Annotated in this window: 22 protein-coding genes and 1 pseudogene; 13 read left to right on the top strand and 10 right to left on the bottom strand. The window is 55.4% G+C overall.

The features are described from left to right. Window positions 1–78: 78 nt before the first annotated feature. Both B5P46_RS28280 and B5P46_RS28275 read left to right on the top strand, forming a co-directional pair. On the top strand, window positions 79–363 hold the full coding sequence (locus B5P46_RS28280) for a hypothetical protein (protein WP_129421610.1): 285 nt from the start codon (window positions 79–81) through the stop codon (window positions 361–363). A 64-nt stretch (window positions 364–427) separates the two neighbouring features. Beyond that, a complete protein-coding gene (locus tag B5P46_RS28275) occupies window positions 428–685 on the top strand; it encodes a hypothetical protein (RefSeq protein WP_129421609.1) in 258 nt (85 codons plus the stop codon). Window positions 686–812: 127 nt separating this feature from the next. On the opposite strand, the gene B5P46_RS35590 is transcribed toward B5P46_RS28275, so the two are convergent. From B5P46_RS35590 to B5P46_RS28260, 3 genes are all read right to left on the bottom strand, one after another. Beyond that, window positions 813–1,130 carry a hypothetical protein gene (locus B5P46_RS35590; protein WP_432431490.1) on the bottom strand — a complete coding sequence of 106 codons (318 nt, stop codon included), beginning with the start codon at window positions 1,128–1,130 and terminating at the stop codon, window positions 813–815. 387 nt (window positions 1,131–1,517) lie between these two features. Further along, on the bottom strand, window positions 1,518–2,066 hold the full coding sequence (locus B5P46_RS28265; protein ID WP_129421608.1) for a hypothetical protein: 549 nt from the start codon (window positions 2,064–2,066) through the stop codon (window positions 1,518–1,520). A 20-nt stretch (window positions 2,067–2,086) separates the two neighbouring features. Next, window positions 2,087–3,403, bottom strand: a complete 1,317-nt coding sequence (locus B5P46_RS28260; RefSeq protein WP_245456312.1) for a bifunctional DNA primase/helicase — start codon at window positions 3,401–3,403, stop codon at window positions 2,087–2,089. Here B5P46_RS28260 and B5P46_RS35180 point away from each other — a divergent pair. After that, window positions 3,374–3,709, top strand: a complete 336-nt coding sequence (locus B5P46_RS35180; protein ID WP_245456311.1) for a hypothetical protein — start codon at window positions 3,374–3,376, stop codon at window positions 3,707–3,709. The two genes, B5P46_RS28260 and B5P46_RS35180, sit on opposite strands and share 30 nt — an antisense overlap. A 153-nt stretch (window positions 3,710–3,862) precedes the next feature. On the opposite strand, the gene B5P46_RS28255 is transcribed toward B5P46_RS35180, so the two are convergent. From B5P46_RS28255 to B5P46_RS28235, 5 genes are all read right to left on the bottom strand, one after another. Beyond that, complete coding sequence (locus B5P46_RS28255) at window positions 3,863–4,636, bottom strand: DUF1376 domain-containing protein (RefSeq protein ID WP_129421606.1); 774 nt, start codon at window positions 4,634–4,636, stop codon at window positions 3,863–3,865. Further along, complete coding sequence (locus tag B5P46_RS28250; protein WP_129421605.1) at window positions 4,633–4,875, bottom strand: hypothetical protein; 243 nt, start codon at window positions 4,873–4,875, stop codon at window positions 4,633–4,635. Before B5P46_RS28250 ends, B5P46_RS28255 begins: the two co-directional genes overlap by 4 nt. 9 nt (window positions 4,876–4,884) lie before the next feature. Next, entirely contained in the window at window positions 4,885–5,079 is a 195-nt protein-coding gene (locus B5P46_RS28245) for a helix-turn-helix transcriptional regulator (protein ID WP_129421604.1), read from the bottom strand. 149 nt (window positions 5,080–5,228) lie between these two features. Continuing rightward, window positions 5,229–6,209: a hypothetical protein gene (locus B5P46_RS28240; RefSeq protein WP_129421603.1), complete on the bottom strand. Its 981-nt coding sequence runs from the start codon at window positions 6,207–6,209 to the stop codon at window positions 5,229–5,231. Continuing rightward, window positions 6,206–7,402, bottom strand: coding sequence for a tyrosine-type recombinase/integrase (locus tag B5P46_RS28235; RefSeq protein WP_129421602.1), 1,197 nt, complete (start codon window positions 7,400–7,402; stop codon window positions 6,206–6,208). The genes B5P46_RS28240 and B5P46_RS28235 overlap by 4 nt, the downstream gene beginning before the upstream one ends. Before the next feature lie 475 nt (window positions 7,403–7,877). On the opposite strand from B5P46_RS28235, the gene B5P46_RS28230 reads away from it, so the two are divergent. From B5P46_RS28230 to B5P46_RS28205, 6 genes are read left to right on the top strand one after another with little or no spacing between them, the layout of a single operon-like run. Continuing rightward, the gene (locus B5P46_RS28230) at window positions 7,878–9,494 is read left to right on the top strand and encodes a DNA cytosine methyltransferase (RefSeq protein ID WP_129421601.1); all 1,617 of its coding nucleotides are present in this window, start codon (window positions 7,878–7,880) and stop codon (window positions 9,492–9,494) included. After that, window positions 9,494–9,910 (top strand): very short patch repair endonuclease, encoded by a 417-nt coding sequence (locus tag B5P46_RS28225; protein ID WP_129421600.1) that lies wholly within the window; start codon window positions 9,494–9,496, stop codon window positions 9,908–9,910. Before B5P46_RS28230 ends, B5P46_RS28225 begins: the two co-directional genes overlap by 1 nt. Window positions 9,911–9,913: 3 nt before the next feature. After that, window positions 9,914–11,392 (top strand): ATP-binding protein, encoded by a 1,479-nt coding sequence (locus tag B5P46_RS28220; RefSeq protein ID WP_129421599.1) that lies wholly within the window; start codon window positions 9,914–9,916, stop codon window positions 11,390–11,392. After that, window positions 11,389–14,061: a Z1 domain-containing protein gene (locus tag B5P46_RS28215; RefSeq protein WP_129421598.1), complete on the top strand. Its 2,673-nt coding sequence runs from the start codon at window positions 11,389–11,391 to the stop codon at window positions 14,059–14,061. Before B5P46_RS28220 ends, B5P46_RS28215 begins: the two co-directional genes overlap by 4 nt. After that, complete coding sequence (locus B5P46_RS28210) at window positions 14,054–15,028, top strand: PD-(D/E)XK motif protein (protein WP_129421597.1); 975 nt, start codon at window positions 14,054–14,056, stop codon at window positions 15,026–15,028. Before B5P46_RS28215 ends, B5P46_RS28210 begins: the two co-directional genes overlap by 8 nt. After that, window positions 15,012–17,075 carry an AIPR family protein gene (locus B5P46_RS28205; protein ID WP_129421596.1) on the top strand — a complete coding sequence of 688 codons (2,064 nt, stop codon included), beginning with the start codon at window positions 15,012–15,014 and terminating at the stop codon, window positions 17,073–17,075. Before B5P46_RS28210 ends, B5P46_RS28205 begins: the two co-directional genes overlap by 17 nt. 11 nt (window positions 17,076–17,086) lie before the next feature. On the opposite strand, the gene B5P46_RS28200 is transcribed toward B5P46_RS28205, so the two are convergent. Further along, window positions 17,087–18,808, bottom strand: a complete 1,722-nt coding sequence (locus B5P46_RS28200; protein ID WP_129421595.1) for a hypothetical protein — start codon at window positions 18,806–18,808, stop codon at window positions 17,087–17,089. 359 nt (window positions 18,809–19,167) lie between these two features. On the opposite strand from B5P46_RS28200, the gene B5P46_RS28195 reads away from it, so the two are divergent. Then, window positions 19,168–20,544, top strand: a complete 1,377-nt coding sequence (locus B5P46_RS28195; RefSeq protein WP_129421594.1) for a DUF882 domain-containing protein — start codon at window positions 19,168–19,170, stop codon at window positions 20,542–20,544. A gap of 21 nt (window positions 20,545–20,565) precedes the next feature. On the opposite strand, the pseudogene B5P46_RS28190 reads toward B5P46_RS28195, so the two are convergent. Next, window positions 20,566–20,765 (bottom strand): annotated as a pseudogene (locus B5P46_RS28190) (ABC transporter permease); the annotation flags it as partial. An 827-nt stretch (window positions 20,766–21,592) separates the two neighbouring features. On the opposite strand from B5P46_RS28190, the gene B5P46_RS28185 reads away from it, so the two are divergent. Genes B5P46_RS28185 through B5P46_RS28175 form a run of 3 tightly spaced genes read left to right on the top strand, consistent with a single transcriptional unit; the run spans window position 21,593 to window position 26,794 of the window. After that, window positions 21,593–22,546: an NAD-dependent epimerase/dehydratase family protein gene (locus tag B5P46_RS28185; protein WP_077979017.1), complete on the top strand. Its 954-nt coding sequence runs from the start codon at window positions 21,593–21,595 to the stop codon at window positions 22,544–22,546. 31 nt (window positions 22,547–22,577) lie between these two features. Then, on the top strand, window positions 22,578–23,798 hold the full coding sequence (locus tag B5P46_RS28180) for a glycosyltransferase family 2 protein (protein WP_129421593.1): 1,221 nt from the start codon (window positions 22,578–22,580) through the stop codon (window positions 23,796–23,798). Then, a complete protein-coding gene (locus B5P46_RS28175; RefSeq protein ID WP_129421592.1) occupies window positions 23,792–26,794 on the top strand; it encodes a trifunctional glycosyltransferase/class I SAM-dependent methyltransferase/polysaccharide deacetylase in 3,003 nt (1,000 codons plus the stop codon). Before B5P46_RS28180 ends, B5P46_RS28175 begins: the two co-directional genes overlap by 7 nt. Window position 26,795: the final 1 nt, after the last annotated feature.

Raw genomic sequence — 26,795 nt, 5'->3', positions numbered from 1 at the left:
GCCGTTTCTCTTCCGCGACTCAATCGAATGTGCAGTGGTGAAGATTGGAACTCTTCCTCAGCAGCTTGGAGATGCCTGATGACCGATCAGATTAAAATACACGGCGAATTCGAACTGGCCGTCCCGACGGGTGATATCCTTCGCGCGATCATTGTTGACATCGAGATTGTGCCACCAAACGGAAGCGTTTTGATTTACGGAATGACGTCACCCACCACGATGAGCCCGATCAAGGTAGATGGTTCGAAAAAGGGCCTCCAACTTCCGTTCATCAACGGCAAGATCAAAATTACGCATCTGGGCGAGGTCACGAAGGCTTCGATCGCCGCCAGAGGATGGGTTGATAGCGTGAACCGCCTCTAAAGCGCGCGAACTTCTCGTGCCGTGCGTTCTTTAGGACGGGCATGTACAATCTTTCGGAGGGTCAATGACCGGCAACAAGACCTACCTCGATGTCACCCCAGAGGAGGCATACGAGAGAATACTCATCAGTCACCCCACCGGGGCTGACGAAACCACCGTGTATCACCCGCCGCTTGCGGGTGAGAAAGCATGGACGCGAACCTTCGCTACGCTTGCTGAAGCGGAAGCCTATGCGCTGGGGCTTGCCTCGCAAGGCGGTCAGGCGGTGATCCCATACACACGGGACAAGCTGAAATGGTGGTTGCCAGAACGGCTATGGTGATGTTCCAACCTCTACCCTCTCCTGAAGGCACAAATTGAGACATCGGGGGTGGTGCCCAACGGGCATCAAAAACCCCGGAAAAAACCCCGCCATTTCTGACGGGGTTGTCGAAGGAAGCTAAAGCCGCTTAGCGGATGTAGAGCCGGAACACAGAGCGCGGATAGTAGTAGCCGTCGCTGTGGCGGCGATAGCCCTTGCGGTAGTCCCGGTAACCGCGATGACCGTTCCAGTAGCCGCGGCGGTCGTGACGACGTTCGTAGCGGTCCCGGTGGTGCCGGTCGCGACGCCAGTCAGGACGGCGATCTTCACGGTACTGGGCCAATTCCACGTCGGACGTCACCTGTGGATGCTGCCCGACAAACGGGGCGGCCGAGGCCATGCCGAAGCTCGATGCTGCGATAACTACTGCAACTACAGCAGTACCGATGCGAGAAAAACCATTCATGGTTACGCCTTTCGATTTCCAATGTGGGCGACCATGCTCTTATGGGGATGAACGTTATGTGAACTTGGCATTCATCTTTACACCCGCGTCGGCGAACCGGGCGGGCTGTGTGTGAGACGACTTCCACGTCACTCCGATAGCGCTCCCGGTGCTTCTGGACGCCGGGGAGGCTTAAAGCCTCACGCGCAACGCGCTCCCGAACGATCTATGCCCTAGTCGGACCCGAAGGCGAGGCTCTCACAAGGACTTTGCGCCACCCTTAACCGACTACGGCTATCTTCGGAGGCCGTCTCCTACCTTGGCTCACAGCCTTCGAGGGGCTGGTCTTGCGCAAATCACCAATATAGCTAATCTATAGCCTGTTCGTTGTAACGGCGCAAGTGGCCGTCAAGCCCTCTTCCGTTGCGTACCACGGTTTTCATAGCCCCAGTTACGGGCCATCTCGTCGAGACCATCCTTTAGATAATCTGCAAGCGTGGTGCGCTCTCGATGCGACTTCGCAAGCTCACCGATCGCATAGCCTTGGCCGGCGACCTTGCTCATGATGTCATATGCTTTGATGCCGAGGATCTCGCGGCAGCGTTTCAGCTCCTGACCGGCACGGATCTGCTGTTCCGTCAGAGGCTCGCGTGATCCGCCGCCGTCTACCGGCTCGCGGCTGTAGTCGAACGATCCCGCCCCCGCCCCGCCCATGGCCTCGTAGAGCGCCCTGAAGCGCGTCGCTGCGGCAAGCTGCGCCTCGTTGATCTGCTTCCTGGCAGCGAGCGTGACTATAGCGCTCTCGCGGATATTCATCTGAGCCTGGATCTTCACCGGGTTGGCTCCGACGCCCTGGTGAGCCTTGGAATAGAACGGGTTGTCGACGGTGACCTTTTCGACCTTGATCTTGGGCTGCCACTCCAGTCCGCTCTTCTGCTTCTTGCGCTTTTCAGACATCTTCGTCCCTCGGATCAATTTCAAGATTCGCTGCCAGTGGATTTATGCCGGTATTGCTGATGGTCGGCCTGCGCCGCCTTCCAAAGCGGAGCAAAACCATTCAGGGATCGATAGCCCTCTGTTTCCGGCAAATATTCCAGCGTCACGTCGCCCTTGCGGCCTGACCAAGAAAAGCGGGCCTTCTTCACCCAAACCACCGTTTCGTAAAGATCAGGATCCGGAACATCGATGACAACGCCATGGTCTGGTTTGTTGTACCAGGCTGCCGACCCCTCGATGTCGTACAGGGTCGGAGTCCTGGATTCGCCGCCCTTGCCGAGTTCCTTGGTCGGATGTGCGACGACGATCGCCAGCACCCCGTATCTAAGCGCAAACTTACGGATCTGGCGGAGCGCCCGATTTATGTACTGCGTCTCGCTTTCACCCTTCGGCCGGTAATGTTCGACTTCGTTCCACGGATCGATGACCAGCACCCGGATCGAATGCCTCATGACGGCGTCGGCCGCGCGATCGAGCAGCCATTCCAGCGTCATGTCGTCATCAGCCTCTCCAGTTGGATCGGCATCGATGAAGACGAAGTGCTGCTGGATGAAGACGTCCGCTTCCGCCACGTCGTCGCGGGTCCATTGCTTGGTGCCGAGCCCCGACGCAGCCAGCCGGAGCTTGAAGCGCAGCGCCGGCACCGTCGGGATTTCGAATGACGCCACGCCGACGCGCCAACCGTGTTTGCGGGCGAGGTTGACGCAGAGGTTCATGGTCCAGGTGGATTTCCCGTGGCCCGGAATACCGGTGACCACCATCAGCTCGCCCAGCCAGACGCGGAGATAGTCGTCGAGGTCCGGCCATCCTGTCGAATAGGTCACCGGCTCGTCGAGCTCCGGGTAATCCGAGAGCAAATAGATGCCCTTGACGGGGTACGGCTTTGCTTCCGTGATGACGCGAACGACCGCATCCGGTCCCTCCTGCATCTTCACATCGTTCAAGTCTTTGCAGCCCTCCGGATAGGTTACGAACGAGCATCGAGCGGCGCCGAGGCGCCGGACCAGCTCCGCGGCCAGCCTGCGTCCAGGAGGATCGTTGTCGACCGCCAGAATGAACCGCTTGATGCGCTTGATTCGATGACGGTTGTTGTAGACGAATTCGAACTTCCCGCGGCTGTCGTCGTCGGGAACGGCTTCATCGAGCTGGTCCGGATCTTCGCCATCCCTGACAGGAGGCGCGCCGTCCGGGACGCTGACCGTTGTGTGGAATCCGCAATCGATCGCCGTCAGTCCATCAATCTCACCCTCGGTGATGATCAGCGCCTTGTGCCCTTCTTCAAGCGCCGGGTCGTCCATGCAGTCCGCGTTCCAGAATGTTTTCCGGCCGCCCTTGCGCTGCCAGAACTTCTTGCCTGGCGCCCTGTATTTTTCACCGACGGGCCGGCCGCCATCGATGAACGGAAAGACGACGATGTTGCCGGCAGCATCCGCTTCGACGGTAGTGCTACCGTCGGCGCCGGTGACGGCCTTACCCGTATAGGCTCCGGAAAGAACGGCGACCTGTGGATCGATCTGCCGGTTTTGGAATGCCAGTGCGCCCGCCGGGCCGAGAATGTTGGTCAAGGAAATCGCCTCCATGGAAGCCGCAATGGTGACAGTTGAACTGGACGCCTTCAGCATCGATCCGGACGGAGAGACAAGGCTCGCGCTTGTTGCGCCGGGTTGACGAGCATTTCGGGCAGGTTGTTTTCTGGTTGCCGGTGGCGACGCGCCTAAGCTGGATGCCGTTTTCGCGAAGGATCTGATCTATGGTTTTCATATTCGTGGATCAGCCCGCCGCTGGCCGCCTCCTCGATCGCGAACCGCTGCGGCAGTGCTGACGCGATCGACCGCCGCTCGTTCTTTTTTCGCCAAAGCCCCACTGACGGCAGTGAACCACTTGTTGCCCTTGGTACCGGCCCATTCGTCCAGCGCCCAAAGCTCCGCCTCAAGTGCGACATGCGGGAATGCCTTCCGCCACTGCTCCAGATTAACTGCAGTCAGCCTGATCGACTGCGCTTCGAAGGCAAAATCCTGAGAAATCGAAGGGGCGACGGCAACAACATCGTCAGATGTTGTTTTATCTTCTATTCCCTTCTCTTCCCTTCCCTTCCCTTCGTGCTCTGTTACAGAGCCAGTGACATTCTCTGTCACAATGTCTGTCACAGATGACTGACGTTGAAGTTCTCGCGCCTCGCGAGCTGCCGCAGTGCGCGATTTGTTCATGCGAAGCTTGCCGACTGCCTCTGTGGCAATCTCTATGACAGTGCTGTGCCAGACACGCCCTTCGCGTCGATCCCAGCCATTGAGGATGTCGTCTTTTAGCTCTTCCCATCTTTCCGGCGCGCACATTGCGGCATCGGCCAAAACGTCGTCGTCGTCCTCGATGCTGCCGGCCGGAATTTCGTGCCAGGCGCGCATCCAGAGGTTCACCATGTAAAACGCGATTTCTGGATTTCGCTTGCAGCGCAGCCATGCCTTCGACTTTCGAAGGCGCTCGATTTGCAGCGGCATGTATGGCAGGCATTGCACGTCGAGATTTTCACTCATCGAGTGGTCTGCCCTCCCGGCGGCCTAGTCTTGTGAATCGGGAATGTCGTCACCTTCGTCGGTCGCGGCGGCGTTAGCGGCAGTTGCCGACACTCAGGTAGGAAGAGGTTCGCGAACTCCTTCCACGCACGGATCGCGGCAAGTCCATCCTCGATCAGCAGTGTTTTATCGGCGCGGCGCTTGGCGTCAGCGTAACGATCCCACGCCTCGATCTGCTCTTCGGTGCTGGCGGTCAACATGCAACGATCTCAAGCAGCGACTTGAGTTGCTGTGGCGCGCTCTCGCAAAAACTTGGCGATCACGCTCTCTGGCCAAGCGACCAGGCGCTTGCCGAGCGCTACTGGACGAGGAAACTCGCCCTGGCTCATCATCGCATAAATAGTGCTACGGCTAAGGCCGGTAATGTCTATTACGGCAGGTAGTCTCAGGTGCTTCTCAAGCATGCCTAGCTCCTTTTGGAGGGCGTTGAACATGCTTGGAACTTGCTGTGATTTCCCACTTAATGGAATATCGAAAATTGGCGCCATAGGCGCATTTGATGTTTATCATTAGCAGCTTAGGCCGCATCCGAAATATAAATAATCCGCCTGGACTATTGTCGTAATCGGCGTAACCGCTTAGGCGGTTTCACTCCAAACAACGCCTCAAACCGAGCCCTTAGCTCTTCTCCAGCCTCTCCTCTACGGATCTCACCGAGATACTCATTCACCTGACCCCGCCCTTGTCTCCAAAGCGTAGGTTCCTTTTCGGCGCAGGCCTCGATAACCAAACTCACGACTGCGTCGGGCCCTAACTTCACCATGTCTGGGTTTCGAGCTGCGAAGCGCTCCATTTCTGCGATGAGCGCCAACTGGCGCTTTTGGCGGTTCTGCGCGGACCTCTCGCTTCCGGCAGCGCCGGCTCTCTTAGCTCTTTCCATCGAGGTGACAGCCGCGGACTCAACTCCATGAATAAGCATTTCAAGATCGCGCCAAAGATAACCGGCGGCAAACTCGTCCTGGGTGATGTACCAGTGAAATTTATAGAGCGCTGCGATGTAGGCCGGCGATGATGGAGGGAGATTGATCCAGCAATATTCGAACACGGCAGCCACTGTCCAATTCTCACCGAACGTGTTTTTCAGCTCTCCGATGCGACGGCGTCCAAGACTATCTCTCACCAACGGTGATACCCCTGACCGCCAGGTTTCTAGACCTGCGTCAATTAGGACGCCGAAAGCCAAGGGCGAATCCTCGTCCCCCGTGCCAGCACGCGGCACGTCCTTTCTGTTTATCGAGTCGCGGATGTGTCCCAGGCGCCGCTCCTCCTGTCCAATCCATTTAACGTTCTGGGGAATTTCCTTTCCAACAGGAAACTCTGCGACGAAATCTTCAGCATCAGCCTTTGATTTGAATATTTTCATGCCCAAAGTCGCAGGCAATAGCCCCGAACGCGTTGTGATCCAGACGACCCATGCGTCTTTCTGGTCATCCTCAGGGGCCCACCCCGGATACATTGGATCGCCGGGCTTTTTGTGAGATATTTTGCACTCCGTAACGATGGTTTTGCGAACAGCCTGTTTGTAATCCATCATCCAATCCTGACCAAGTTGTCTCCGCGGGTTCCGGCGACGTATGCCGCCCACGCATCCATCATTTTTCGCCTCTTCTGAAATACATCCGATCTTGCGTAAGCTCGTTCGACAGCGTCACCTGACACGTGCGCAAGTGCAGCCTCGGCGATCTCGCGAGGAAAATTCGTTCGCTCCTGCGCCCACGTGCGGAACGAAGCTCTAAAGCCATGAACATCGACCGCATAGCCCAACTCTTTGACTAGCTTCGACAGTGTCATGTCGGAAAGCTGCTTTCCTTCCTTCGTACCAGGGAACACAAGCCCGCTGCCATCGTCGAGCTTCTTTGCCTCTTCGAGGATCTGCAGGGCGCGAGCGGTAAGGGGAACGCGATGCTCGCGGTTCATTTTCATGCGCTCGGCCGGGATGGTCCAGACCTTCGCGTCGAGATCGAACTCCGGCCATACCGCGCCGCGCACTTCACCTGATCGACAGGCCGAGAGGACTACCAATTCGATCGCAAGTTTTGTGGCCTGTGTCGCAGCGCTAGCAGACACAGCGGCCATAAAGCCGTTGATTTCCTCGTAGGGCAATGCCTTGCGCTGGCCCTTGCTTTTCTCCTGCTTCGGCAAGGCAAGTGCGCCGGCGAGAGCTGGATTGTCCGCTCGCATGCCCTCGGCGATAGCCCACTTAAACACGGCCGAGATCCGAAACGTCAGCTTGCGGGCGACTTCTGGCGCCACCTTCCGGGCACCGAGGATGACCTTGCGGATATCTGAGCTCGTGACCTCCGACACCAGAACCGTGCCTAACGTGCCAAATGCATACCTTTCCAAAGTAGCAAGGAAAGCCGCCCGATCCTTGGGATTTTTCCAGGTGGGCGACAGCTCGACATGCACGCGCTGCGCCGCTTCCTTGAAAGTGAGGATCGCACTTGCCTGTTTCTTGTCTGCGATTGGATCGCCACCGGACCTTGCCGACCTGCGGTTTTCGATCGCTGCCGCCCGAGCTTCAGATAGGGTGATCAGTGACGCTGGACCCAACCCGATTTCACGGCGCTTGCCGCGGATGACAATGCGCTGGACCCAATAGCGACCGCCGCCGTCATCGACGCGAAGAAAAAGGCCATGCCCATCGAAGTATTTACCCGGCGTCGAAGCGTTCTTTACAAACTGTGCGGTCAACGTTTTCGCTGGCCTGCGATTGAGTGACGTCAAAGCCCTTCCCCCTTCCCTTCCCCCAATAAACCTCGGAAGCCATGGAACATTAACGGAACGCTCTGGACTATGAAAGAGGGAAAAATGCTTATGCTACAAGACTTACGCGGAACCAGCTGGATATCCCCAGAAAAACAAATGGCGCATGTCGGGTGCGCCATTTTCTATTCGCGCGTCTTTAAACAAGCTCTCGGTCGGTTGAAGTTGCCGGCTGACGGCGACCGAGGCAGAACGCATACAGGCGCTTAATGGCCGAGGTCCAACAAGCTCTAAATATTAGCAATTCAAGTTGCTTGATGATCGCGTTTAGTGGCTGTGTTTGCTACGACACAATACAAGTAAAGGTGGCCGATACGGTGCACAATGCATTGCGCCGATTGTCGAACTGACTAAAATGCCTGCCTGCCGGGTAGTCGATTCATTCCCGGGACGTGCAGGTAGCCCGGTAACAATCATTGAAAGTGAACGGTTTATAATGTTATTGCAGGCTGACCACCAGTCAGTGACACAGGCTACCTTTGAATCAGATCAAAAAGCCAAGCGCTCAACGCGCGGTGCAACGTATCCGGTGATTGATCTTTTCGCCGGCCCCGGTGGTTTGGGCGAGGGATTTGCATCTGCACAGGTCGCTGATGGAAGGGCGCAGTTCAGAAGCGTGATCTCCATCGAGAAGGACGATTCCTCTCATCAGACGCTTTTACTGCGTCACTTCTTCAGGCATTTTCCTGAAGGTGAAGCACCGGAAGAATACTATGATTTTTTGTCTGGGCGCATAACGCTCGACAATCTGTTTTCTCTGTATCCGGCAGCCCACAATGAAGCGCGGCAAAGTGCGCTGCAAATCACTCTGGGTCCATCCTCTCATTCCAACGTTAAAACTCTGATTTCCGAAAAGCTTGGAGCTTCGGAAAAGTGGGCCTTGGTAGGCGGACCGCCCTGCCAAGCCTATTCACTGGTCGGTCGATCAAGAATGATGAGCAAGCCGGATTTCGAGCAGGACGAGAGACATACACTGTATCTCGAATATCTGAGAATTATCGTTGATCATCGTCCGCCGGTCTTTGTCATGGAGAATGTAAAAGGACTGCTTTCAGCCACAATCGAAGGCAAATCGGCGATAAACAGGATTGTTCAGGACCTGATGCGACCGGGCAGCGCTATTAAGGGCGCTCCTAAAGACCTGACTTACAGGCTGTATTCTCTGTCGGAAGAAGGCGTGGCCGATGGTGAGGTTGATCCACGACTGTTCGTCGTAAAAGCAGAGGAATACGGTATCCCTCAGGCCCGCCATCGCATGTTTATTGTAGGCATCCGTAGCGATTTGAAGGTTCGGCCGAGAACGCTTGAAAAGCTGGAAGCGCCTACTGTCAAAGATACGATAGGTTCGCTTCCTTCGATACGCAGCGCCCTCTCAAGAGAAAAAGACTCCTTCGAAGCGTGGCTCTCAGAGCTGCATATAATTTCGAAAATGAATATACGTCGTCAGTTGAACGGCGCTGATTATGCTGCAGAGATGGCAGACAGCCTGAGCTTGGACAGCCTGATCAATACCCGCTCACCCAAAGCGATCTCATCTTCGCGTTACGTTGTGCGTAGTCCCAACCATCCTGTTCTTAAAAGTTTATACGACGAACGTCTTGGTGTTCTGACATCACACGAAGCTCGAAGCCATATGGCATCAGACCTTCGCCGCTACCTCTATGCTGCGATGTTCGCGCAGAAGACAGGGCGCAGCCCGAAGCTGGCTGACTTTCCTGAGGGGCTGCTTCCCGATCATCAGAACGTGGAACTGGGCCGTACCGGCAAGATGTTCTCTGACCGTTTCAGAGTTCAGCTTGCAAATCAGGCTTCCGCGACAATCACATCGCATATTTCAAAGGATGGACACTATTTCATCCACTACGACCCTGTTCAGTGCCGCAGTCTTACTGTCCGAGAGGCTGCGCGGTTGCAGACCTTCCCAGATAATTACTTCTTCTCCGGTCCGCGCACGGCTCAGTATCGTCAGGTTGGCAATGCCGTCCCGCCGCAGCTTGCGAGACAGATTGCCGAGATTGTCGCCGAGGTTTTAGCTTCGATGAGAGGGCGGTAATGGTCGATACAATCTCGACCGATCGCCGAAGCTGGAATATGTCCCGGATCGGGAGCCGGAATACCAAGCCGGAACTGCTTTTGAGGTCACTGCTTCATCGGGCCGGGTTCCGCTTTCGACTGCACTCCAAAGACCTTCCCGGGCGGCCAGATATCGTGCTTCCAAAATACAGGGTCGCGATTTTCGTGCATGGCTGCTTCTGGCATCGTCATTCCGCCTGTAAAAACGCAACAATGCCATCCACGCGAACGGAATTCTGGACAAAAAAATTCGAGGATAACGTTGAGCGGGACATCCGTAATCGCGAAGCACTCGAAGAGGCGGGATGGACGGTGTTAACCGCTTGGGAGTGCGAGCTGAAGGAAAATCGCGACGATGTTGTACTGCGGATTTCAGAAACGATCAGAGGCGGCTGATCAATGGCAAGACCACACCATCTTCCACCAAGTGCGGCCTGTCTCTCCGCATCACTGAGAGATCTTGGATATTCCCTGGAAACTGCCATCGCCGATCTGGTCGACAACAGTATTTCCGCTGATGCCACGTTTATCCAGATTTTCTGCGATATCAGCCGGGCCGATCCGGTTGTCGTAATCTCGGATAACGGCAAGGGGATGAATGAGGTCGAAGTTATCCTAGCGATGCGCCATGGCTCGACCGATCCCAAGCAGAAGCGTAGCCCGAAAGACTTGGGTCGTTTCGGGCTTGGATTGAAAACGGCGTCCTTTTCACAATGCAAAAGGCTTACGGTCGCAAGCAGCCAGCACGGGGAGAGAGTCGCAGCCGAATGGGATCTTGCCAAGATCGAGGATGAAGATGACTGGAACATGTCGATCCTTGACCCTTCCGAGATATCCAGCCTGCCGTTTATCGAAACAATTGATGGAACCGGCACCCTTGTTGTCTGGCGCGATCTTGATCGGCTTTTCGAAGATGAGACCGGAAACAAGCGGGACGAAATCGTCAACGAGAAGATCGCAGCTGTCGATCGTCATCTGTCGCTGGTCTTTCACCGCTTCCTGTCCGGCGATGTCAAGGGGCGTAAGAAAATTGCGATTCTGATAAATGGACATCCTGTAGCGGCCTTCGATCCATTCTGCCGGAATAATTCGGCGACGCAGATGCTGCCCGAAGAAACGGTGTGGATCGGCGACGACGCTGTTCAAATGCAGCCGTATATTCTCCCGCACCACAATCGATTGTCCGCTTCGGAATACGATTACTATCAGGACCGGAGCGACTTCATCTCTAATCAGGGGGCCTACATCTACCGCAACGCTCGTTTGATGGCATGGGGTGACTGGTTCCGCCTTGTGCCGAAAGGAGAGGCGACCAAGCTTGCTAGGGTTCAGATTGATTTCCCGAACAGTCTCGATGAGGACTGGACCATTGATATCAAGAAGTCACGAGCACGGCCGCCTCACATCGTAAGGGAACGTCTTCGGCAGATCATTGCGAAGATAACCGCGCGCAGCGTTATCGTTCATCGCGGGCGCGGCCAGAAGCTGTTTCAGGAAACGCGGGCGCCAATCTGGGAGCGCTATGCCGATCACGGCGGTATCCGCTTCGCCGTGAACATGCAGCACCCACTCGTCCAATCCCTAGATGCCCGGTTGCCACAGGAGGATATCCGTTCCCTGCATGTTCTACTCGAATCTATCGGTGCTTCGCTGCCGGTTGAGATGATTTATTCAGACTATTCCACCAATCCGCGCGAGATGGTCCAAGCGGCTCTTGGTGAAAAAGAAGTCATTGAGCGCCTGAAAAGTCTTCGCAGCGCGTTGTTCGGCGACGGGCCGGGCGATCCCAAAGCGTTCCTCCAGATTGTCCGATCAACGCGACTGTTCGACAACCAGATGGAGACGGCAGAAAAATTCACGAGAGAGGCATTTGCATGAGCGGTGAAACCAGCGCCCAAGAGAAGAACTTCAGAAACGGACTTATCGCGGCACTTTCAAACCGCGAGCAGGTTCCGACGCTTGAAGACGTGGAAGCTCTGGCAAAGCAGATGGCGCCGTTCTTCAATTACGCAGGCGATCTGCAAGATGTCGTCAACGAGGCTCTCACCTCGGTTGTAACGAAGATGAGTGCCGGCGTTTCCCTTGTTGACCCAAACACAACGCACGACGACCAGTGGGTACGGAAGCGTGAAGATATAAAATGGGTCCACTCGAACGCTTACGAAGGTTTTCTCCAGCAGGATGGCTGGGCGGATCCCATGGTGCAGTCCCTGAGTGATGTGACAGGAAAGATTCTGGCGCTTCTGCAGAATCCGCAGGAGGAAGGCAGTTGGGATCGCCGGGGCTTGGTGATCGGGCATGTCCAGTCCGGCAAGACAGCAAACTATACTGGGTTGATCGCAAAGGCTGCAGACGCAGGCTACAAATTTATCATCGTAATCGCCGGCATTCACAACAACCTGCGCAAGCAAACCCAGGAGCGTATAGATGAAGCCTTCATCGGCCGATCAAGCGATCCGGCAGACAGGAAAAATATCGGCGTGGGCCTCAATCCGGGTTACCCGCATCCTGCAACGCTGACGACCGTTGATGGAGACTTCAACAAGAATACTGCGGAAAAGAGCGGCTGGAAGATCAATGACTTCAGCAAGCCAATTATCCTCATTATCAAGAAGAACGTCACCACGCTGACAGCTCTTTACAAATGGCTGAGGGAGCTTAACGCGACCGGCGACGGGTTGATATCGGATGTTCCGATGCTGATGATCGACGATGAGGCCGACAACGCTTCTGTTAACACGAACAAGGAGGATGTAAATCCCACTCGGACCAACGCCGAAATCAGAAATATCCTGAACCTTTTCGCCAAGTCCTGCTATGTCGGCTACACAGCAACTCCGTTCGCGAACATCTTCATTGATCCTGACGCATACGACGAAAAAGTGCGTGAGGAGCTTTTTCCGCGTGACTTCATCTACTGCTTGGATGCGCCGAATACCTACTTTGGAGCGGAGAAGGTTTTCCTAAACGACGCGACGAGCGATACAATCGTTGAGACGATTACGGACTGCGAGGACTTGCTTCCGTTTTCGCATAGGAGAGAAGACAGCGTATCCGACCTGCCGCCGAGCCTTTACCGAGCGCTGAATCAGTTCTTGATTGCCCGGGCAATCCGCAACCTTCGGGGACAGCGGAAGAAACATTGCTCGATGATGGTCAATGTCTCCCGATTTGTACCGATCCAAAAGGCGGTACGCGATCTTATCAGCCTGCGCGAAAGGAAAATACGGGAAGCTGTCAAGGCAAATTACATGATGCCGGAGACAACATCATCATCCAACGTCTACATGCAGCAGCTGAAAGCCGCCTATGATGAGGAGTTTTTCTCTGTTGGCTGCAGTTGGGAGCAGGTAAAGGCTGAACTGAACGGCGTGTTCGAAAATCTTCACCTCTACGTTATCAACAGCAAGAGCGAAGACGACCTGAATTTCGGTAAATATGAGAAAGAAGGAGTTGGGTTAACCGCCATTGCCATCGGCGGCCTGAGCTTGTCCCGAGGGCTCACGATCGAGGGTTTGACCATCAGCTACATGTACCGCAACACCAAGATGTACGATACGCTGATGCAGATGGGGCGCTGGTTTGGGTATAGACCAAATTTCGAGGATTTGTGCCGCGTCTATCTCTCGCAGGACTCTATCAACTGGTACGCACACATTGCCCGCTCCTCCGGCGAGTTGATGGAACAGATTTACAGGATGCGGCAGCTGAAGAAGAGCCCGAAAGACTTCGGTCTCTATGTCATGAAACATCCGGACAGCCTGCTTATCACTGCCAGGAACAAGATGCGGTCTGGAACGGAAGTCACTTTCGAGCAGAGCCTCGCAGGTTGCTTGCGGGAAGCTTATACCGTCTCGATCGATGATACTGTGAACAAGAAGAACTTTGCGTTGATCGAGGAATTCTGGAAACGCGGCTTTGATGGCACTCTTGAGAACACGAGGAAGGGTTTGATTGCTCGTGATGTGCCAGTCAAAGCACTTGAGGATTTCCTTCTTCATTTTGAGACGCATGACCAGTGGCAGCAGGAGAAAGAAATCGCAATCGAGTATCTGCACGCCATCTCCAGACAGTATCCGCATGGCGATGTCCTGTTGATCTCGCCTACAGGCGGGGAAGGTGGAGATCAGCCGTACCGCCTGAAGCATCAGCTCCGCAAGGTCGGCAACGGCCAGCCGAAGGATAGAGGTTGGCACCTCAACAAGGATCGTGTGGCATCCCGCGGAGACGAAAGCCTGGGACTGACCGAAGGACAGGTGGAAAACGCTCGAGCGGCAGCTGCGGACCAAGCAGCTAGGGCGGGTGGCTCAGGCGAACCCTCCGACGCTCACTTCCGTGCGGAGCGGAATAAACCTCTGCTGATGGTTCACAGTCTGAAGGCGCGCGACCGCCAGGAGATTTCCGATCCTGTTGCTACTTTCGGCATTAGCTTTCCCTATGGCGGTGACGGCACCACCATCACAGTGGTCGCAAACAAGGTCTGGATCACGCAGAACACAGGCTCGCCAGAAGAAGAGGGCGGCGAGGGAGATGAATGGGATGACTGAGACATCTCCGTGGGATCAGATCACCGTTCCGGCTTGCGGCTACAACGTTCTCCGTTTGGCAGCCCGGATGATGGTTCCCTGCTTCTGGGCGAAAGACCCTATCGGGCGCTGCCTGTTCATCATGGAGCTCGACGGAGATCATTCTGCCGAGTTCGGAAAACATCAGGTCATCATCAAGGGGCTTGAGGTGGACCTGCGCACTGAAAGCGGGATCCAACGGCTTATTCTGTCGCTTGAGAAACAGGCTGACAGGGACCTGTTCGAAGCTCTGTGCCGTACTCTCGCCAAGGCGCTCGAGAATGGAAGCAATTCGCCGAGTTCTCTGTCCATTGCCCTTTCACATCTGCGTCGTTGGAAAGCCTTCATGTCCGGTCGGGCGCAGCATCTTTCCGCCGAGGAAGTTCGCGGTCTTTTTGCCGAACTATCCTACCTCATCGAGTTTATTGCGCATGTGGGAGCGACACAGGCTGTTGAAGCTTGGAAGGGGCCGGAGAAATCACACCAGGATTTCATCTATGGCAACACGGCTGTGGAGATCAAATCGCTCTCGGGAGCTGAGCGGAGCACGGTTCGAATCTCCTCCGAAGATCAGCTGGAATCTCTAAACGACGACCTGTTTCTGCGTATCTACCGGTTGAGTAACATACCCGATTCACCTGCCGGTCGTTCCCTGAACGTAATAGTCGAGGAAGTGCAGAATCTGCTCGACAGCGCGGAAGCCGTGGAGGGATTCGAAGTCAAACTCGTAGCTCACTCCTATGCACCGTTGCCCGAATACGACGAACCATTGTTTATCGTTTCGGACATCCAAACCTATAGGGTTGAGGGGGAATTTCCGCGCTTGGTACGCTCCGAAATACCGGAGGGAGTTGGGCGGGTCGGCTACGATCTCAAACTTGAGAGCATTGCCAAGTATGGGTGCAATACCGATAGCGTTTTTGGTGGGAGCAATGGAACAGTCAGCTGAGGAGTTCTTTCACGATTTTCGGCAGGAGACTCTTGCTGATGCGGAGGCTGGAAGCACTTATCAGTTGGAATCCTTTATGGACGCGGTTGCAAAAGAGCTGATTGAAACTGGGTTTGTTGAAGGGTTCGAACTTTGCAACTACCGCCTGCCGAAGGGGGGGATGCGTGTTGACGGATACTGGTTCAATGATGAGGGAGCCCTCGACATCTTCGTTGCGGATTTCGACTGCCGGAGAACGTTGGAGACACTGACACAAACCGAGGTAACTGCTGCCTTCAAGAGGGTGATCAACTTCTTTGAATTCAGTTTGGGTGGGTCATTAGGCCCTGACGTCACGACGCCGGAATATGCGCTTATGAGGCAGATTGCCGACAGACGAGCGTCGCTTCGCAAGGTAAATTTCTATCTCGTCTCCGAGCGAATTCTAAGCGGTCGTTTTCAGTCTCTTGCAGACAATGAAGTCGATGGACTCGAGGCTTCTTATCACATCTGGGATATTGCCCGGCTTCAGCGTCAGCGAAGCTCCCGTGGCCACAAAGAAGCCTTGGATATTGATTTCGTCGGCCTTTTTGGTGACGGAATAAATTGCCTGCCCGCGAACCTTGGTTCGGGAGCATACCAGTCGTTTCTCATTGTTATGCCGGCTCTGATCCTGGCAAGGCTATATGAACGTTATAGTGCCAGACTTCTTGAACAGAACGTCCGCACATTCCTTCAAGCCCGTGCGCAGGTCAACAAAGGGATAAGGGGCACAATCCTCAATGAGCCCCATATGTTCTTCGCCTACAATAACGGGGTTACAGCCACCGCGCAGGCGGTGGAGACAAGACTGAAAGAGGGGCACCTTCAGATCGCCCGCATAACAGACCTCCAGATCGTGAACGGAGGGCAGACTACTGCCTCGCTTTTCCATACCCAGCGTAAAGACAAGGCCGATCTTTCGGCTATATTTGTTCAGATGAAGCTTTCCGTCATTGACAACGAGCAGAGCGAGATGATCGTCCCGCGTATTTCTGAATACGCGAACACACAGAACCGGGTCAATGCAGCTGACTTCTTCTCCAATCATCCATTTCATGTACGCATGGCGGACTTTTCGCGACGGATATGGGCACCTGCACCACAGGGCACTCAGAGGGACACTAAATGGTTCTATGAGCGAGCGCGTGGCCAGTACATCGACGCTCAGTCGAAACTGACACCGGGGGAGCAGAATCGCTTCAAGGCGGAATATCCGAAGCCGCAGATGTTCACCAAAACAGATCTAGCGAAGTTCGAAAATGTCTTCGACGATCATCCGAAATGGGTCAACCTTGGCGGACAGAAGAACTTTGCAAAATACGCTCAGCGTATCGGCAAGGAATGGGAGAAGTCTTCCGACGGATTCAACGAATTTTATTATAAACGTGCCATCGCAAGGGCCATCCTCTTCAGGGCTACCGAGAAGCTTGTGTCGGCTCAGCCGTGGTATAATGGCGGATACCGGGCGAACATTGTTGCTTATACTCTTGCCCTGCTCGGTCAAATAACCGGACATCGAAACGGCTCTTTGGACTTTCAGAAGATCTGGAATGCCCAGAATATCGACCAGACACTGACTGCGGTACTTGAAGTCATATCCAGTGCAGTAAATGAGGACATCGTTCACCCACCTCAGGGGATTTCAAATATTTCCGAATGGGCCAAGAAGGACGGCTGCTGGACGCGTCTACAGGGAAAAATAACGGAAGTCGAAGAGCTGCTATCGGACGAATTCTGGAGTTCTCTCGTCTCGGAGGATGATTCAAAATTGGAAGCCAATTTGGCGAAGAAGGTTCAGAAAATTGACAACGGTATCGAAGCTCAGACGCGCATTCTTTCAATTTCCGCCTCCGAATGGAACAAGATAAGCAAAGCTTTGTCGGCCAGAAATTTATTAACTCCAAAGGAGATCGGCGTGCTGAACATCGCTATGCAGATACCGCAGAAAATACCCACAGAGAAGCAATGCGCTGTGCTTCTAGAAACCATAGAGAAAGCTAAAAAAGAAGGCCTCATGGTTACTTGAAGCTCGGAACGTCAAATCTGTCGTATGCGGAATTTCAACGATCGAATATGAAAAACATCGTCTGAATCTACTGTCACGATATTGGCGGCCTTGTGAGACATCGTGTCCCGCAAAACGCTAAAAAGCTCGAGCAGCGTTGGGGTTTTATGTTTGTCATTGTGTATCCGCGTGATCGCGTCAACGAACTGTACCCAGGTTGCGTATGCACAATCATCAAGCATATCGAGTTCCGAAAGCGAGTATGCAAAGTGCTTAGTCAACACAAGCATCCGAATTTCATGTATTGGTACCGTTTTCGCTAGTCTTAGTGCGGATGACATCTCAGGTCTGGCCGTTGTTTGCGCCCAATCGCGAATGGTATTTAGCCAACTTGCGACTTCCTTTTTCAGTTTGCCAGAGCGGTTTGACCGTCGCCTTATATCGGCGCCGTAATGATCCTGATGCTTAAGCTGGATGAGAAGAACGGCTCCGGATGATGGTTCGATCACAACGCAATCGATATCCGTCAAGATGCGTCCGTCTTTTCGGATTTTGACTGCATCAATAAATGTCAGATCTGGTATTATTTCGGAGATTATCCTTTTCAGCGCAAGTCTCATGGATTGCTCCCGAGTTTGCTGATTCCTATCGTAGTCTTTTTGAAAATTATAGCGCAACGAGTTGAGCAAAAAGTCCATTGGACCGATCTGTGCGCACGCACAGCACTTTATCAATGCGGAGTCGGAGAATTCGACCAGAAATGGAACTGGGGCCATGGTCGGCTCAAGGATTTTAAGATTATCACGACGTACTGTCATTACCTTTAATATCGTGTCCGCGTCTTCTGACGTCACAGGAGTAAAATTTTCAAAACTTGGCCCGTAATGATTAAGAACCTCGACAAGTGACTCCCGGAATTCCTGCTTGTCACATGTGATTGTAAGAATGTCTCTAAGTCGTATTTGTGGTTCCTTTTGAATTAAAGCCTCGCAGAATCGCTCGTGCCTTATTGCGAGAGAAAGCATGTAAGTCGCAGAAAGAACGTATTTGTGGAACGAAACCCCGCCAAATGTCAGGCGATGGTGAAATTCGTCAAAACCGCTATGATTCATTATTTGCGCGTATGCAAATCCAAAAAAATAGTCATCAAGATCTGGATGAGCACCATATCCTATAAAGTATTTTCCGAAAATGTAGACATTTTTTGATAGAAGTTTCGCGATACGTTTTTGTGTTCGCTTCGAGAATGTCTTAGCTATGCTCGCGTTCATATTAATGCGGTACTGATCTCGATAGTGCTGCTCGATAAGTTGCTCATGATACTCTAAAGCAAACATTTTTTTTGGCAGAAGAATCTCGAATGAATCATCTCTTATTATTCGGATGTGGCACTCACCAGCTAAGGCGGCATGGGCCAAACGGCGACCCGTCTCTATAAAGCCAAATCCCGCCGTGGCATCCAGCGCAGCTAAGATAAGTTCCTTGTTGCTCTGAAAGGTGACCACGGGATATTTGAAAAAAGGAACGCGAGAAAGGATTTCCTTGATCGTCCGAGGTAAGCCTAACCTGAGTACATTGAAATGAAGGTCAGCGTCGTCAGCTCTTTCGTTCCTGACCAAATTATAGTGATAGTAATCGAATTCTTTAAGCGCAGTAATTAGGCCCAAACCTACTTGATCATGGCCTACTTCCTCAGAAATTGAAGCCTCGTGAAATTCAAGCCTTTTCAGGAAGGACCGGGCTTCCTCACTCATTTAAAATCGCTCCAATTTTATATCACAAGTGCACATAAACGTTTTTTGCAACTATCGATATTATCACGGTCGGTTGGTAGTGGTATAGCTGACTCGATCCCCTTGGCGCCTTTGACTAAAGGTCAGGAGCGGTTGGGACCGTTTCAGAGCGGCGGTGGTTGCACAGCACTCCACAATGCGCTCGACGCTCTCCCCGTCCCGCGGGCGCAGGCTGCGATTGCGCCTCAAATGACCCACATCGCACTTCGCCGAGCTTCCACATCCGCTTGTTAGGAATTTATTGACCATAAGCTGGCTTTACTGAGCGTGATGGATGCGGAGATTCCCGCACGCGGTCGAGTGTTTGGTGTAGGACGGAATTGTTCGTGTTGAAGTATCCAGTGCAAGGATTATCGGGCGGAGCCTTGGGCGGAATTGCCATGCTCCTGTCGCGTGCGGAACGGTTTGTCGCGAAGACCATTCTGCCGGCTCTGTTTGCGCTCCCGGCGCTTATCGGTTCTGCGTCATTTGCCTCGGCGGAAGATCGCGCCCTGAAGCTGTTCTTTACCCATACGGGCGAGAGGGCCACGATTACCTACAAGCGGGACGGAAAGTTCGATCCGAAAGGCCTCGCCCAGATCAATCGGTTTCTGCGCGACTGGCGAAGGAACGAGCCGACCCGGATGGATCCCCGGCTGCTCGACCTCGTCTGGGAGGTGTACAAGCGCAGCGGCGGCAAGGACTACATCCATATCGTCTCCGCCTATCGTTCGCCCACTACCAACAACATGCTCCGCAACCGTTCGCGCAGCACGGGCGTCGCCAAGAAGAGCCAGCACATGCTGGGCAAGGCGATGGACTTCTACGTTCCCGGCGTGAAGCTTTCGACGCTGCGTGCCCTTGCAATGCAGATGCAGGTCGGCGGTGTCGGATATTATCCGACCTCGGGATCGCCCTTCGTGCATCTCGACGTCGGCAACGTCAGGGCTTGGCCTCGCATGTCCCGGCAAGAACTGGCTCGAATATTCCCGAATGGGCAGACGATGCATCTCCCTGCCGATGGCCGGCCGCTGCCGGGATACAATCAGGCAATTGCGAACTACAAGAAGCGCGGCGGCCCCACCTCGATCCAGATCGCCAGCATCGCGGGCGAAGACGAAGACGCAGGAGCATCGACCAGATCGAGCGGGGACACCACAGACAATAAACTCGTGACGGCGCTGCTGCCCACTCCCCGAAGCCGAGCATTGAATGCGCTCGCGCTGCAGACCGCCACCGTCGAGCGGGATGACAAACAGTCCGCTCCGGATCTTGCATCTTTCCCGATTCCGATACCGGCGATGCGACCGCCCGCCCTCGAGCACGACGCGGGCGTGGATGACAAACTAGAGACGGCATCGATCGGCCCAATTGCCGCACTTCCGGATAGACCGGCGCCTACATTGCCGGCCCACGCCAGCTTCGAACCCCTTCGTGTTGCGCACCAGGCCTCCAAGCAGGGCGCTGATATGATCGCCTCCCTGCCGATGACTGCTTCCTGGGAAGAAGCAAGTTTCTTTGGATCGACGTCCGACGCGGCGTTGATGAAATGGGCGCTGCATTCTCCCGGCGAGGTGATGGGATTGAACGCGCCTCGCGTTTCCCCCCGCACGGTTCATCGGGAAGCGAATACCGCGACATCCGGTCAAGACATCATTCCTATCGCCGCCACAGACCTGTTCGATGCGAGCCGCTTTGCGTCGCCCCCGGAGGGCTGACCTCAATCATCAAGGCTTGATGCGCAGCACGAAGCCGGTCAGACGCGCCAGAACGACCATGGTGAGAACCGGGTTGGCGGCGCCGAGCAACCAGGCACCGCCGCCCAGCGCCAGAACCCTGTCGTGGTCGGAACCAAACTGGAAGACGACGTTATCGTTCGGGGCGACCAGCGTGAGGCTGCGCGCCACCAACAGCCGCGCGTCACCACGAAGGCGGGAAAGATGACCGCCCTGCGGCCGACTAGTATTTTTTAGAGACTCCTAAAAAATCAGCGCACCTTACAGGCAGTGCTCGCGCATCGGTTCGAAAATCGGAATCGATTTTCCGGAACAATGAGGTTGATTCAATATGTTAATGCGCTATCTTCGCGCCTGAAAAAGACGCGCAGACGCCGTAGTCTGGATAGTCGAACGACGATGACGATCGTTTCCGCGCTCGGGAAATTCAGACCAAAGTCCGACCCACCCCGGACTTCGTGCCCATACAAAACCCTCGACCACTGTAATAACAATAATATATTCTCAAGTAACGAGGCGAGACGATGTGAGAAACTGGATCGACTTCAATGGATCGCATTTATGTGACGCCTTCTACTTGGAAAATGATATCCAGAAACTGGTTGTTGTTGACAATCTTTGCACCGGACCTTGCGAAAATATTGCACACATTCGGGATGCCCGTTTCCACCGAGCGACATGCTTTTCGATGAGGCAACCTCAGCTCTCTGGATCCGGAACTCGTTGGAGAGGTTCCCGGTACCATCCGGATTCCCTCGATCGAACCCGCAGATGGTGGGGGCCTTTTCATGGAATGGGTGGTCGAGATCGGGCAGGTCGTGATGATCGTGCAACGATCATCTATAGCATCCGGTCCGGGGCGGCCGCTCGTTATCGAGCGCGGCATCAGCAGAAACACCTTAAAGTAGGGAAATTTAACAATTAACATTAATAAGCGAGTAATTCTTAGAACTCTTCTAAATAATTGTCACGCATTACAGGCGATGCTAATAAACAAGTAGCTTAATCTCAAGTCACGAGGCACGAAGCAATGAAAAGCGTATTGATTTCTGGCGGGGCTGGCTTCATCGGATCCCACTTGTGTGATCGACTTTTGCTTAGGACGGACATTCAGAAGTTGGTCGTTGTTGACAACCTCTGGACCGGGCTTTTCGAAAATATCGCGCACATCAGGGACCCCCGTTTCCACTTCGTGAAATCCGACGTCGAGACGCTGCAGACCTCGGAGAAATTCGACGAAATCTATCACCTTGCATCCCCCGCCTCACCGCCGTGGTACATGAAGGAGCCGAAGAGGACGATCTCCGCCAATCTTCTCGGGGCGTTCCGGTTGCTCGACTTGCTGAAGAAGGGCGGACGTTTCGGTTTCACCTCTTCTTCCGAAGTCTATGGCGATCCTCTGGTGTCGCCGCAGCCAGAATCCTACAAAGGCCAGGTCGACTGCACCGGACCGCGCTCGTCCTACGACGAGAGCAAAAGGTGCACGGAGTCGCTGCTGTTCGAGATGCAGCGCACCCAGGGGCTCGACGTCAAGATCGTTCGTCCCTTCAACATCTATGGTCCCCGGACACGCTCCGACGATGGGCGCGCGGTCTCCAACTTCATCACCCAGGCGCTTTCGGGTCGCCCGATTACCGTGTTCGGCGACGGCCTTCAGTCACGCAGCTGGGGCTATGTCGATGACGTTGTCGATGGTTTCGCGCGATATTTCTGGATGAATGAAACCGACTATAAGGGGCCTCTGAACGTCGGCAATGATCGCGAGATTTCGGTTCTCGAGGTCGCGCAATATGTCTCCAGACTCGTTGGCGGCGTGCCGATCGTCTTCGAGCCGTCACCGCCGCAGGACCCCACGAACAGACGGCCGGACTTGACCAACGCGCACTATGTCATGCCCGAATGGTCGTGCAAAATCACCTACGAACAGGGCGTGGCGATGACTCTCGACTGGTTCAGGGACCAAATGAGGCACGCCGCGGAATAAACCATGTCGGCTTTCGAGACTCGCGTCTTGGATGCGCGCGGCGTATGTTCACGGTGCGATTGAGAGAGTGATGATGCGAGAACCAATTCCGTCCGATCTGAAGGATATGAGTTTTCCCGTACCGATTCACTATCTCGATCTCGCCTCCTCTCGTCTCGATGCCGTTTCGCCCCCGATCTCCGATGGGCTCGTGGTCTTTCTGTCGGATGGTCTTCCCGTCGGACAGACCTATATCGAAAGGCCCGAGACGGCGGCGGCACTCGCCGAGCGTGTCGTGCGGCCCGAGACGCTCGAGCATGCGCGTCAAATCTCGCAAACCCCTATGCGCAACCGCGACGTCAGCATTCTGATTTGCACAAAGGACCGGCCGGAGGAACTACGCCGTTGCCTGGCCTCGATCCCCAAACAGTCGCTCAGCCCCGTTGAGATCATCGTGGTGGATAATGCCTCTGCAGGCGAGGCGACGCGTCGCGTGGTGGAGCAATCCGGCGCAACCTATGTCCGTGAAGATCGGGTCGGGCTGGATTATGCGCGCAATGCGGCGGTTCGTGCGGCAAGAACCGAATTCGTCGCGTTTACGGACGATGACGTGGTTCTCCACGAGCGATGGCTGGAGAACCTGATGAAGGGGTTCGATCTGCCGGAGATCGCCTGCGTAACCGGGTTGGTCCTTCCCGGAGAACTGGCAACGCCTGCACAGTTTATATTCGAAAAGCATTGGAGTTTCGGCAGGGGCTATCTGCGGCAGGATTTCAATCAGGACTTCTATACCAGGGATACACGTTACGGCGCTCCGGTCTGGACGATAGGAGCCGGCGCAAGTCAGGCCATCCGCCGCAAGGTCTTCGACGAGATCGGCCTGTTCGATGTCCGCCTGGACATGGGCGCTGCCGGATGCTCAGGCGATTCCGAATATTGGAACCGGCTCCTCCATCATGGCCATGTCTGCCGCTACGAGCCGACGGCGGTAGCCTGGCACTTTCATCGCAAGGATATGAAGGGGCTCGCCAAACAGATCTACCAATATATGAGTGGCCATGTCGCAGCCCTGCTGGTCCAGTATCAGAACACGGGAAATAACGCCAATCTGCGGCGCATCTTGCTCTCGTTTCCGAAATATTACGCCGGAAGGGTCCGAAGACGGCTTCGCAAAGGCACGACGTCGCACGACTTCTTTCTGAAGCAGGAGATGCTCGGAAGCGTAAACGGCGCTCTATACGTTCTGCGGCGATGGAAGAGGCCCGCATGGTGATCGCCGCGACGCCTGATATTTCATTCCTCATCCCCGCCTACAATGCAGACGACACGCTTGCCGAATGTCTTGCCAGCCTGCAGCAGCAGTCGCGATCGAACTGGCAGGCGGTCGTGGTCGATGACGGTTCGACCGACCGCACGTGGGAGGTGCTTGAGGGCATCGCAAAAACGGACAGCCGCATTCTCCCTGCCCGTCAGCCGAATGCCGGCGCAGCGGCGGCGCGAAACCACGCCGCAAGACTGGCAGCCGCACCCCTGCTCTGCATGCTGGATGCCGACGACTGGCTGGATCCGACCTTCATCGAAAGCATGCTGCTGGCGGCAGGAGATGCATCTCCAGCCGTGATCGCCTATTGCGCCTACCGCCGCGTCGCCCCAGACGGCAGGCTGATGCAGGTAGAACAGGCGCCCATGCTGACGGGAGACGCCGCCAAGCGCGAATTCTCCTCCTTTTGCGCACTCGCCATCCATACGGTTGTGTTTCCCAGGAGCCTTTTCGAGCTTTTGGGGGGCATGGATGAGACCTTGCAGACCGGCGAGGACTGGGATCTCTGGCAGCGCATGGCCTTTGCAGGCGCCGAATTTCGTCGTGTCGACAAGTGCCTGGCTTTCTATCGGATGAAAGCCGGCTCGCTCTCCGGCGATCCTGTCAAAATGGTGCGTGACGCCGTTCGCGTGACGACGAAGGCGCAGACCCTCAGGATGCGGCAATGCCTGTCGGCCGAAGGGCCGGAGACCGGCTGGTTTACGCCCGCCCTCAGCCAGCTGCGCATGCTCGCCTGGGTCGTCTCGGTCAAGCTCGATCCGGCAACGGATGTTGCGGCCCTTGCGGCGCTCCTGCCGGAAATGCCTGACGCCACAGGCTACGAGGGCTTTCTTGTCGACGTGATCATGCATGGATTGCAGACGGGACTGTTCACCGATCGACCCGACGATCTCATCGATGCGCTCGATAAGTGGCAGCCGACTTTCCTTTCGCTCATCCAGCTGATCGACCGGCATTCCTTCCCCGGCACCGGGCGGAAGATCACGGAGAACGTCAGTTGGCGGCTCACTGCCGCGAACCCTTTGCGCTCCTTCACGCTCGGTAATATCCAGGTGGTCAGCGTCGAGCTCGGTGCGTTTTCCAGGATCCCCAAGGCCGGGAAAGCCGATACGCTCGTCATGCACGCTTTATCAGGCGGCCAGCATGTCGGCACCTTTGTCGGGCCGCTCTGGGGCGATCTGTCGATCCGGGCGCAGATCAGGCTGATCATGCATGAGATGCAGGCAGACGAGCATCTGCAGACGCCGCCGACGTTCGCCTATATCAGTTCCTGGACAACGGAGGCATTACGCGGGTACAGAGCCTTCGGCGGCCTCATCATACGAAATGGCCGGCGGCGAGGACGCCTCGAACGGCTTTTGGTGCGCATCGGACGCAACGCCCTTCTTGCCTGCGCGCCAAGCGACAAACAAGACAACGACGCCCGGCTGTCCGACATCCTGCGGAATCTCCGACGCGATCCGCTTCCACCGCTTCCAAACCCTTCTGGCCCGCGGCCGGAGGAAAAAAACGCGACTCCCCCCATTCGGTCGGAGGAAGAGTATTGGGAGCATATCTTCGAACGGCCCGATCCATGGAATTACGTCTCGGTCTACGAGCAGGTTAAATATGCGCAAACGCTGAGCCTGATCCCCGAAGGGATCGAGAAGGCGCTGGAGCTCGCCTGCGCCGAGGGGATCTTCACCGAAAAGCTGGCGCAAAAGGTCGGCCGGGTGACGGCGACGGATATTTCCCAGCGGGCCATCGACAGGGCGGTCGAGCGCTGCCGTGACCATCGCAACGTCGAGCTTCGCGTTCTCGATTTCGTCAGACAAGATCTCCCGCCCGAACAGGACCTCATCATCTGCTCCGAAGTCCTTTATTACATGAAGGATGAGGAGATGCTTGCGGCCGCCTGCCGGAAGATGGCGGCAGCGTTGAAGCCGAACGGCTACCTGATCACTGCCCATGCGCATATCCGTGAGGACGAACCCGCCCGGACGGGCTTCGACTGGGGCAATCCTTTCGGTGTCGGGACGATCAAACAGGTTCTGGCCGCACAAACTGGTCTGACCCTGGAAGAGACGATCGAGACCGAACTCTACGCCATCCACCGGTTCCGAAAAGGCCCCGTGGCCGATCCCGTCCTGCGGATCGAGGGTCATGGAACCCCACTGGACACGGATGTGGCGAAACATATCATCTGGGGGCAGGCTGGCGTCAACCGCGAGGTAGCATGGACGACAGAGGTCACGACCTCGATTCCCATCCTCATGTATCACAGGATCGCAGACGAAGGGCCCGCGGCCCTCCGGCGCTTCCGCACGCCGACCGAGATTTTCCGCAAGCAGATGCAGTTCCTTCGGCGCCAGGGTTATTACACGGTGACGGCGCAGACCCTGGCGGAGCTTCTGCGCAGCGGCAAGCCGATCCAGGGCCGGCCTGTCATGCTGACCTTCGACGATGCCTATCTGGATTTCCTGGCGGACGCCTTCCCGATCCTTGCCGAGAATGATTTCAGCGCCGACGTGTTCGTGGTGACCGATAAAGTCGGCGGCCGATCAGATTGGGATTCTGCCTATGGAGAGCCTGCACCGCTGATGGCGTGGTCGCATATTCAGGAGTTGCACCAAAAGGGCATCAGCTTCGGCTCCCACCTCGTATCCCACACACCAGCCAGTGCGATTGATAACGAAGCCCTGCTGGCCGAAGCCATGCTGTCGCGCAATGCGCTGCAGAACCGGCTGGGCACTTCCGTGGAATCCATAGCACTCCCCTATGGCGCGACGGATTTCAGGGTCCCGGGCATTCTGGCGCTTGCCGGCTATGGGGTCGGCTTCACCACGCAGCCGGCAAAGGCCACCTTCTCCGATAATCTCTTCGGTCTGCCGCGCCTCGAAGTCCGCGGCGATCGCCCGCTTGAAGCCTTCCCTGAACTTATGGGCCTGCCGGGAGCCTTTATCGGATGAC

The organism is Rhizobium leguminosarum (assembly GCF_004123835.1).
In the GTDB taxonomy this organism is placed as follows: domain Bacteria; phylum Pseudomonadota; class Alphaproteobacteria; order Rhizobiales; family Rhizobiaceae; genus Rhizobium; species Rhizobium leguminosarum_M.
The sequence above is the reverse complement of the archived record's forward strand: the minus strand, read 5'-3'. Positions and strand labels throughout refer to the sequence as shown.